The 7,844-nt window shown below is 58.8% G+C and carries 10 protein-coding genes; 6 read left to right on the top strand and 4 right to left on the bottom strand.

All coding sequences use genetic code 11. The annotated features are described in order from the left end of the window. Positions 1–28: 28 nt before the first annotated feature. A complete protein-coding gene (hppD, locus tag E1297_RS23065) occupies positions 29–1,141 on the bottom strand; it encodes a 4-hydroxyphenylpyruvate dioxygenase (protein WP_155142672.1) in 1,113 nt (370 codons plus the stop codon). Here hppD and E1297_RS50825 point away from each other — a divergent pair. From E1297_RS50825 to E1297_RS23055, 3 genes are all read left to right on the top strand, one after another. Further along, on the top strand, positions 1,140–1,271 hold the full coding sequence (locus E1297_RS50825; protein WP_256372762.1) for a hypothetical protein: 132 nt from the start codon (positions 1,140–1,142) through the stop codon (positions 1,269–1,271). The genes hppD and E1297_RS50825 overlap by 2 nt on opposite strands. Next, entirely contained in the window at positions 1,268–1,738 is a 471-nt protein-coding gene (locus E1297_RS23060; RefSeq protein ID WP_155142670.1) for an Lrp/AsnC family transcriptional regulator, read from the top strand. Before E1297_RS50825 ends, E1297_RS23060 begins: the two co-directional genes overlap by 4 nt. A gap of 139 nt (positions 1,739–1,877) precedes the next feature. Further along, positions 1,878–2,627: a tellurite resistance TerB family protein gene (locus tag E1297_RS23055; RefSeq protein WP_155142668.1), complete on the top strand. Its 750-nt coding sequence runs from the start codon at positions 1,878–1,880 to the stop codon at positions 2,625–2,627. A gap of 16 nt (positions 2,628–2,643) precedes the next feature. On the opposite strand, the gene E1297_RS23050 is transcribed toward E1297_RS23055, so the two are convergent. The 3 genes from E1297_RS23050 to E1297_RS23040 form a co-directional block, all read right to left on the bottom strand. After that, entirely contained in the window at positions 2,644–3,543 is a 900-nt protein-coding gene (locus E1297_RS23050) for an SMP-30/gluconolactonase/LRE family protein (RefSeq protein ID WP_155142666.1), read from the bottom strand. A gap of 77 nt (positions 3,544–3,620) precedes the next feature. Further along, entirely contained in the window at positions 3,621–4,649 is a 1,029-nt protein-coding gene (locus E1297_RS23045; protein WP_155142664.1) for an L-idonate 5-dehydrogenase, read from the bottom strand. Between the two features lie 3 nt (positions 4,650–4,652). Beyond that, positions 4,653–5,600 carry a 2-hydroxyacid dehydrogenase gene (locus tag E1297_RS23040; protein WP_155142661.1) on the bottom strand — a complete coding sequence of 316 codons (948 nt, stop codon included), beginning with the start codon at positions 5,598–5,600 and terminating at the stop codon, positions 4,653–4,655. 72 nt (positions 5,601–5,672) lie between these two features. Between E1297_RS23040 and E1297_RS23035 the strand changes: the two genes are divergently transcribed. The 3 genes from E1297_RS23035 to E1297_RS23025 are packed head-to-tail and all read left to right on the top strand — an operon-like array spanning position 5,673 to position 7,826. Then, positions 5,673–6,440 (top strand): SDR family oxidoreductase, encoded by a 768-nt coding sequence (locus E1297_RS23035; protein WP_155142659.1) that lies wholly within the window; start codon positions 5,673–5,675, stop codon positions 6,438–6,440. After that, the gene (locus E1297_RS23030) at positions 6,440–6,943 is read left to right on the top strand and encodes a gluconokinase (protein WP_244327858.1); all 504 of its coding nucleotides are present in this window, start codon (positions 6,440–6,442) and stop codon (positions 6,941–6,943) included. Before E1297_RS23035 ends, E1297_RS23030 begins: the two co-directional genes overlap by 1 nt. After that, complete coding sequence (locus E1297_RS23025; protein ID WP_155142657.1) at positions 6,936–7,826, top strand: NAD(P)-dependent oxidoreductase; 891 nt, start codon at positions 6,936–6,938, stop codon at positions 7,824–7,826. Before E1297_RS23030 ends, E1297_RS23025 begins: the two co-directional genes overlap by 8 nt. Positions 7,827–7,844 lie beyond the last annotated feature (18 nt).

Below are 7,844 nucleotides of genomic sequence, written 5' to 3'. Positions count from 1 at the left end.
AATGTGCGAAAAATTTTATACGTTATCGTTATGCGTCAGCCCTTTTGTACAAAACCCCCCGCCGGATCTGGTCCTGTTCGATGCTCTCGAACAGGGCGCGGAAGTTGCCTTCGCCGAAGCCTTCGTCGCCCTTGCGCTGGATGAATTCGAAGAAGATCGGGCCGACAACGGTTTTCGAGAAGATCTGTAATAGGATCTTTGTCATGCCGCCATCAATGACACCTTCGCCATCGATCAGGATGCCGTGCGTCTTCATCCGCTCAATCGGTTCGTCATGGCCCGCTACGCGGTTCCTCGACATTTCGTAGTAGGTTTCCGGCGGGCCGGGCATGAATTTCAGGCCGTTGGCGGCGAGCCTGTCCGTGCTGTCATAGATGTTGTCCGTCCCAACAGCGATGTGCTGGATGCCCTCGCCCTTGTACTTGCGCAAATACTCCTCGATCTGGCTGGTGTCGTCCTTGGATTCGTTGAGCGGGATCCGGATCTTGCCGCATGGCGACGTGATCGCGCGGCTGACCAGCCCGGTGATCTGCCCGTCAATATCGAAGAAATGGATTTGGCTGAAGCCGAACAGGTCGCGGTAGAAGTCCCACCACTTGTCCATGTTGCCGCGATAGACATTGTGGGTCAGGTGATCGAGATAGTAAAATCCGACGCCTTCGGGCCTGGGGTCGGTTGCGTCCATCCAGTCGAATTCGGCGCCATAGGCGGAGCCGTGGGTGCCATACCGGTCGATGAAATAGAGCAGGGAGCCGCCAATGCCGACAATCGCCGGTGCATCGAGGGTCTTGTCACTGCCTTCATACGGCGTTGCACCTTTTGAAACGGCGTGACGGAATGCGTGCCCGGCATCCACAACCCGCCAGGCCATGGAAGGGGCGCAGGGGCCGTGGCTCTCGACAAAAGTCATGCCGAACGAGCCGGGCTCCGCATTGAGCACATAGGTCACATCGCCCTGCCGGTAGAGCGTGATGGCCTTGGTCTTGTGTGTGGCGACCGGACGATAGCCCATCTTGCGAAACAGGGTGTCGAGCTTTTCCGGCTCCGGATGTGCGAATTCGACGAATTCAAAGCCGTCGGTACCGGCCGGGTTGGTGTCGCTGATACGCGCGGGCGGTGCATCGTGCGGAAACGGTCCCATGATCGAAGTCCCTCAAAATCCAATTAAAACCACAATGCGTCCAACAGACCGCATGGTGCGTGCAAATCCTGCTCACTATCGTATGATGATGCGTGTTTTGTGTGCTTTGCGCGGGATTTTTGCGGGATGAATGCACTAGATGGTTTTGATGTAAAAATTCTGGCCGCGATTCAGGAAAATGCCGCGCTGACCAATCAGGACATCGCGGACAGGATCGGCCTGTCTGCCAGTCAGATCTCCCGGCGCCGTCAAAGGCTGGAGCAAGGTGGCATCATCCGCCGCTACCGGGCGGATCTCGATCTGCAGGCGCTTGGTCTGGCCGTGACGGCCTATGTCGGTGTGACCCTCGGGTCGCACAGCCGGGAAAATGCCCGGAAATTCCGCAATATGGTCAAGGCGATGCCCGAGGTGCAGGAGGCCCACACCATGACCGGTGATGTCGACTATATCCTGAAAGTCGTCGTGCCGGACCTTCAAGCGCTCAGCCGGGTGATCAACGACGATCTCCTGCCGCAGGATGCGGTACAAAATGTACGCTCCTCCATCGCCATGGATACGATCAAGGACGACAATCTCCTGCCGCTGGAGGCGCGCTGATCGGCAGCGCCCGAAATTTGGAACCAAATGCGACCAGACCTTGTCCCAAGGCGCTTATACCCCCATGTGTCTGTCCGGTCGGATAGCACGAATGGAGCGGGAGCCCGCTCTTGCCTATGAGGTTTGAGAGGAGACACGGATGTTTGATGCAAAATCCCTGCTGGACCAGTTTCTCGGCAGTCAGGGCGGCGGCAAGGCGGGCAGTCAGGGAAGCCTTGCGGGTCAGCGCCAGGGAGGATCAAACGACCTGTTGTCTCAAGGCAAGGACTTTCTGTCATCCCAAGGCGGGGGCATGGCTCTCGGCGGGCTGGCCGGGCTGATGCTTGGCAGCAAATCCGGACGCAAGATGGGCAAGAAGGCCGTGAAGTATGGCGGCATGGCCCTTGTCGCCGGGCTGGCCTACAAGGCCTATCAGGGATACCGCGCCAATCAGCAGGGGCAGCAGCCGCCACAATACCCGGAAGACGAACCGATCCCGCTGGAAGCTCCACGCGGCACGCCGTTCGATCCGGCTCAGCAGGCCGGTGGTGAGCATGCGTTTGCGGTGACCTTGCTGGTTGCGATGATCGCAGCAGCAAAGGCGGACGGGCATATCGACCGCGAGGAACAGGACAAGATCTTTGCCAAGATCGACGAGGCAGGCCTCGACAGTGAGGCGAAGGCATTCCTGATGGATGAACTGCGGGCGCCGCTCGATATCGACAAGGTCGTCGCCGGCGCCACTTGCATGGAAACCGCAACCGAGATCTATGCGGCATCCCGTTTGGCCATCGATCCGGACCATCCGGCGGAAAAGGCTTATCTCCAGATGCTGGCCGCGCGCCTCAATCTGGAGCAGGGCCTGATAGACGAGATCGAGCGGGCGGTTCGGGAGGCCGAACTGGCGTAACGGAAGTGTGTTTCTGTCACGGCCTCTGCATGCCCTGACGGTTCAAAGTGATCTTGTAAATGCTGGTCGAGGCCGTGATGAACAGTTCATGCTTCGCGCGGCCGCCGAAGCAGAGGTTGGACACCAGCTCGGGCACAAAGATCCGTCCGAGACGTGTCCCGTCCGGCGCGATGCAGTGGACGCCGTCGGCGGCCGACGTCCAGACATTGCCATCCGTGTCGATCCGGAACCCGTCGGCCTTCCCCGGATCGACCTTGTGAAACACGCGTCCGTTCGACACCTGGTTGGCACCGTCGCAGTCATAGACCTTGATATGGGTCGGATCGGAGGAATACATCCGCCCGGTATCAGCCACATAGAGCAGGCTTTCATCTGGTGAAAAGGCCAGTCCGTTCGGGCAGTTCATGTCGTCTATGGCGATTTCCAGTCTGCCGGTTTCGGGTGTGAAGCGATAAACGGCACAGGGGTTTTCCGGCTCTGCCTCGTAGCCTTCGTAATTGGACATGATCCCGTAATGCGGATCGGAAAACCAGATGCTGCCATCCGACTTGACGATGACATCATTTGGCGAGTTGAGCGGTTTGCCGTTGAAGCTGTCCGCGATGATGGTGATTGATCCGTCATGTTCTGTGCGGGTCACCCGCCGCCCGCCATGTTCGCAGCTGATCAAACGTCCTTGCAGGTCACGTGTGTGGCCGTTGGCGTAGTTTGACGGCGCGCGGTAGGTCGTAATGCCCGACCCCGGGGTCCAGCGCATGATGCGGTTGTTCGGGATGTCTGAAAAAAGCAGACACCCGGCATCACCGAACCAGACCGGGCCTTCGACCCAGTCGAACCCGGTTGCGAGCTGTTTGACCGGGGCATTGCCGAGCACATAACGGTCAAAGCGGGGATCTTCCGATTTGAAGAATGACATTCTTGAACTCCCATTCCGGGGGCGATTTGTGGCAGATTGGACTGGTGTACCCGCGCTACGCGAAGGATGAAGTGGTGTCAAAAGGCGATCTGGACTTTCATGGCCTTGGTCCGGTCATTGGCGATCCGAAATCCCGCCTCGGCGTCTTCAAGCGCAACCTGTTGTGTGATCAGAGGCTTTACGTTGATCAGGCCTTTTCGCATCAATTCGACACCGGTGAAAAATTCCTCGTGGAACCGGAAGGAGCCGCGTAATTGCAGTTCCTTGGCTGTAATCGACTGTACCGGAACTGTCATGTCGCCGCCTAGACCGAGCTGCACGATAATGCCGCCGGGGCGCAGGGCCGCGATGCCGCCTGCAAGTGCCGGAGAAGCGCCGGTACATTCGTAAAGCACGTCGAACGTCCCCTTGCCTGCTTCAAAAGGGCCTAGTCCGTCAGGTGTGGTTGCCATGTTGATGACAGTGTCGGCCCCGCAGTCTGCGGCTTTTTCAAGCGTGAAGCTGGTGAGGTCCGTTGCAACGATTTCTGCCGCGCCTGCCCGGCGCGCGGCCAGAATGCACAGCACCCCGATCGGGCCGCAGCCTGTGACCAGTACGCGTTTGCCCAACATGGGGCCGGCCTGTCGTGTAGCATGGAGCGCGACCGCCAACGGTTCAGCCATCGCCGCCTCGTTGACCGATAACCCGCCGGCGGGTGCGCATTGGGCGGCATCAACGACAAGCTCCTGCCGGAACGCCCCCTGAATATGCGGAAACGGCATGGCCGATCCGTAAAATCGCATGTTCAGGCATTGATTGTACATGCCTTCGGCGCAAAAGCGGCAAGAGTGGCATGGCCGGGAGGGGGACACCGCAACGCTTTCTCCAACTGCTAGTCCGCTTACACCCTCGCCCAACTCCGTGATGTGGCCGGCGACTTCGTGCCCCAGGATCATCGGTTCCCTGAGCCGGACATTGCCGAAACCACCGTGGTTGAAATAATGCAGGTCGGATCCGCAAATACCGCCTGCTGCGATGCGGACCTTGACCTCGCCCGGGCCGGGTGGGAGGGCTTCGCGGTCTTCAATACGAAGGTCTTCAGGAGCGTGAATGACGATGGTTTTCATGGCTCAAAGCACCGGTGTCAGCAAGGGAGCGCCGCTAAAATGCGCCGTCAGGTTATCACGAACCAGCTTGCCCATCGCCTTGCGGGTTTCGACAGTGCCGGACGCCTGATGCGGCTCCAGCAACACATTGGGCAGGTCCAGAAACCGCGGATCAAGATCCGGTTCACCCTCAAAGACATCCAGAGCGGCAAATCCCAGACGGCCGGATTGAAGGGCAGTGATCAGCGCGTCCTCGTCAATATTGGCGGCACGGCTGATATTGATGATCATGCCGTCCGGCCCCGCGGCCTCAATCACGTCTTTACCAACGATGTGACGGGTTTCGGCAGATGCTGCGAGCGTGACGAACAAATAGTCCGAGGCCTCGGCCAGTGCGACGGGATCGGGGTAAAAGGTCCAATCAGGAGCGTAATCCTTGGGGCCGATGTCGGTGTAGCCGATTTCCATGTCAAAGGCCGCGAGCCTCTTGGCGACAGCATGCCCGATGCGTCCGAGCCCCAGAACTCCGGCGCGTTTGGCTGAGACACTGCGTGCCAGGGGCGCTTTGCCCTTGCTGGCCCAGTTTCCGGACCGCACCCAGGCATCGCCGTCCAGAATTCCGCGCGCCTTTGCAAGCATCATGGCAACACCGAAGTCGGCGACATCTCTTGTCAGAACATCCGGTGTGTTCGTTACCCGGATACCGCGCGACCGGCAGGTTTCCAGATCGACCGCATCAAAGCCGACACCATAAACGGAAATCAGTTCAAGTTGCGGGCAAGCGTCGATCATGTCCCGGCTCGCGCCGAGATCGCCGCGCGTGGCAATTGCCCGGATGTCCGGGCCGACACTTGCCAGAAATGACGGCTTGTCTGGGGCTTCATAATAACGATGCATTGTGAAAGCGGTTTCGAGTGGGAGCTGGTCCCAATCGGGATAGGCGCCGACCTGCAAAATGTCCGGTTTGGTCATGGTTCAGTTCCGATCCTTGCAAAATGTTATCGATAACATATGTATGAGGCAACGGTTTTTCGAGAGGTCGTCATGAGTATTTCTCTATTTGATTTGTCAGGAAAGAGAGCGCTGATCACAGGATCGTCACAAGGCATCGGATTTGCCTTGGCCCACGGGCTGATGAAGGCGGGTGCAGCGATTATTCTAAACGGCCGGAACGAGGAGAAATTAACCCACGCTGCCGATGAGTTGCGGACGGAAGGCGGGAGCGTGTCGGCCCTTGCCTTCGACGTGACGGATCATCTGGCAGTGCGTGCGGCGATAGATGGTTTCGAGGCGTCGACAGGTCCAATCGATATTCTGGTCAACAATGCGGGCATGCAATTCAGGACGCCTCTTGAAAAATATCCGGCCGCCAAGTTCGAACTTTTGATGCAAACCAACATTGCGAGCGTGTTTCATGCTGGCCAGGCGGTCGCCCGCCACATGATCCCGCGCGGGGCTGGCAAGATCATAAATATCTGCAGTGTGCAGACAGCTTTGGCGCGGCCGGGGATAGCTCCCTATACGATGACCAAGGGGGCGGTGGCGAACCTGACCAAGGGCATGGCGACTGATTGGGCGAAACACGGCCTGCAATGCAACGGACTTGCGCCCGGATATTTTGAAACGCCTTTGAATGCGGCTCTCGTCGCAGATCCCGAGTTTTCGGCCTGGCTGGAAAAACGAACCCCGGCAGGCCGATGGGGAAAGGTTGAGGAACTTGCCGGCGCCTGCATTTTTCTGGCATCCGGCGCGTCCTCCTTTGTCAACGGTACCACCATCTTTGTTGATGGTGGCATGACGGCGTGTGTGTGATGCGGCATTTTGTGGTTATGGGTGTGTCGGGCTGTGGCAAGACGTCATTTGGCAGCGCCTTTGCCGACGCGATCGGGGCGAGATTTGTCGATGGGGACGATCTGCATCCTGCTGAAAACATCGCGAAAATGTCCCGCGGCGAGCCGTTGGAAGATGCCGACCGGTTTCCCTGGCTGCAACAGATCGGGGAGATGTTGCAGCATTCCGGCGGGCCTGTTGTGGTCGGATGCTCGGCCCTGAAACGAAGATACCGTGACCTCATTCGTGACAGCGCCGGTCAACCGGTGACTTTTCTGCATTTGTCGGGTCCCAAAGACCTGATCGCATCCTATGTTTCCCGGCGGCAGGACCACTTCATGCCCGCCTCACTGGTCGATAGCCAGTTTGCAGCTTTGGAACCACCCGGCCCGGATGAGGATGCGATAACGGTTAGTATCGATCAGGACCCGCAAGGCGTTCTCAATGATTTGCTGGTCGCAACAGGAGCCCTTCGCCATGAGTGAAAAAGTGACACTGATTGGCGCAGGCGCCATGGGAAGCGCAATCGGAACCCGATTGCTTGAAACCGGAAATACCCTTACGGTTTTCGATCTCGATCCCGAAAAGGTTGCGGTCCTTGTTGCCAAGGGGGCGAAGGCCGGTGCTTCGGCTGCTCAGGCGGCCTCATCGTCGGACACTGTCGTCACGAGTTTGAACTCGGCAAGGATTGTCGAGGCTGCAGTATTCGGAACAGACGGTGTTGCCGACGGGGCGCGTGAGGGGACGCTGGTGATCGACATGTCGTCCATAGATCCTGCATCGACGGTGTCTCTTGCGGAACAGGCTGGAAAACGCGGCCTGCGCTGGGTCGACAGTCCCTTGTCCGGCGGAGCGCCCAAGGCGTTGACCGGTGAGCTGACATTGATGGCCGGCGGGTCGGAACGCGATGTCAAGGATGCCTACAAGGTACTCCGGCATCTGGCGGCAAACTACACCCACATGGGGCCGGTAGGCGCCGGACAAACCACAAAGCTGATCAATCAGGTATTGTGCGGCCTCGGTTTTCTGGCTGTTGCCGAAGCCACAGCCCTTGCCGAAGCCGCCGGTGTGGATGCCGCAAAAATTCCGCAGGCTTTGAAAGGTGGACGTGCCGACAGTTCAATCCTTCAGGAATACATGCCGAGATTTGCGGCCAGGGATTACCGCCGCACGGGGCGGATCGACAACATGGTCAAGGATCTCAATGGGGCTCAGGATGTGGCCCGCCGGTCCAACACGCCGATGCCGCTGACCGCGATCTGTGCAGAAGTTCATCGCCAGCTCACATCTGCCGGTTTGGGCGGCGAGGATCAGGCTGCCCTGATGGCGTTTTTTGACGGTCCGGACGCTCTAAAACCTGAAGCCTGAATGCCCCCAACCTACCGG

The sequence above is a fragment of the Roseibium sp. RKSG952 genome (assembly GCF_009711355.1).
Note: the sequence above shows the minus strand (reverse complement) of the source record. Positions and strands in the feature narration are given on the sequence as shown.

Bases quoted from the DNA above. Each gene is read 5' to 3' on its own strand.
- hppD (WP_155142672.1), bottom strand. From the start codon at position 1,141: ATGGGACCGTTTCCGCACGATGCACCGCCCGCGCGTATCAGCGACACC.
- E1297_RS23060 (WP_155142670.1), top strand. From the start codon at position 1,268: ATGAATGCACTAGATGGTTTTGATGTAAAAATTCTGGCCGCGATTCAG.
- E1297_RS23045 (WP_155142664.1), bottom strand. From the start codon at position 4,649: ATGAAAACCATCGTCATTCACGCTCCTGAAGACCTTCGTATTGAAGAC.
- E1297_RS23050 (WP_155142666.1), bottom strand. From the start codon at position 3,543: ATGTCATTCTTCAAATCGGAAGATCCCCGCTTTGACCGTTATGTGCTC.
- E1297_RS23030 (WP_244327858.1), top strand. From the start codon at position 6,440: ATGCGGCATTTTGTGGTTATGGGTGTGTCGGGCTGTGGCAAGACGTCA.
- E1297_RS50825 (WP_256372762.1), top strand. From the start codon at position 1,140: ATGATCGAAGTCCCTCAAAATCCAATTAAAACCACAATGCGTCCAACA.
- E1297_RS23040 (WP_155142661.1), bottom strand. From the start codon at position 5,600: ATGACCAAACCGGACATTTTGCAGGTCGGCGCCTATCCCGATTGGGAC.
- E1297_RS23025 (WP_155142657.1), top strand. From the start codon at position 6,936: ATGAGTGAAAAAGTGACACTGATTGGCGCAGGCGCCATGGGAAGCGCA.
- E1297_RS23035 (WP_155142659.1), top strand. From the start codon at position 5,673: ATGAGTATTTCTCTATTTGATTTGTCAGGAAAGAGAGCGCTGATCACA.
- E1297_RS23055 (WP_155142668.1), top strand. From the start codon at position 1,878: ATGTTTGATGCAAAATCCCTGCTGGACCAGTTTCTCGGCAGTCAGGGC.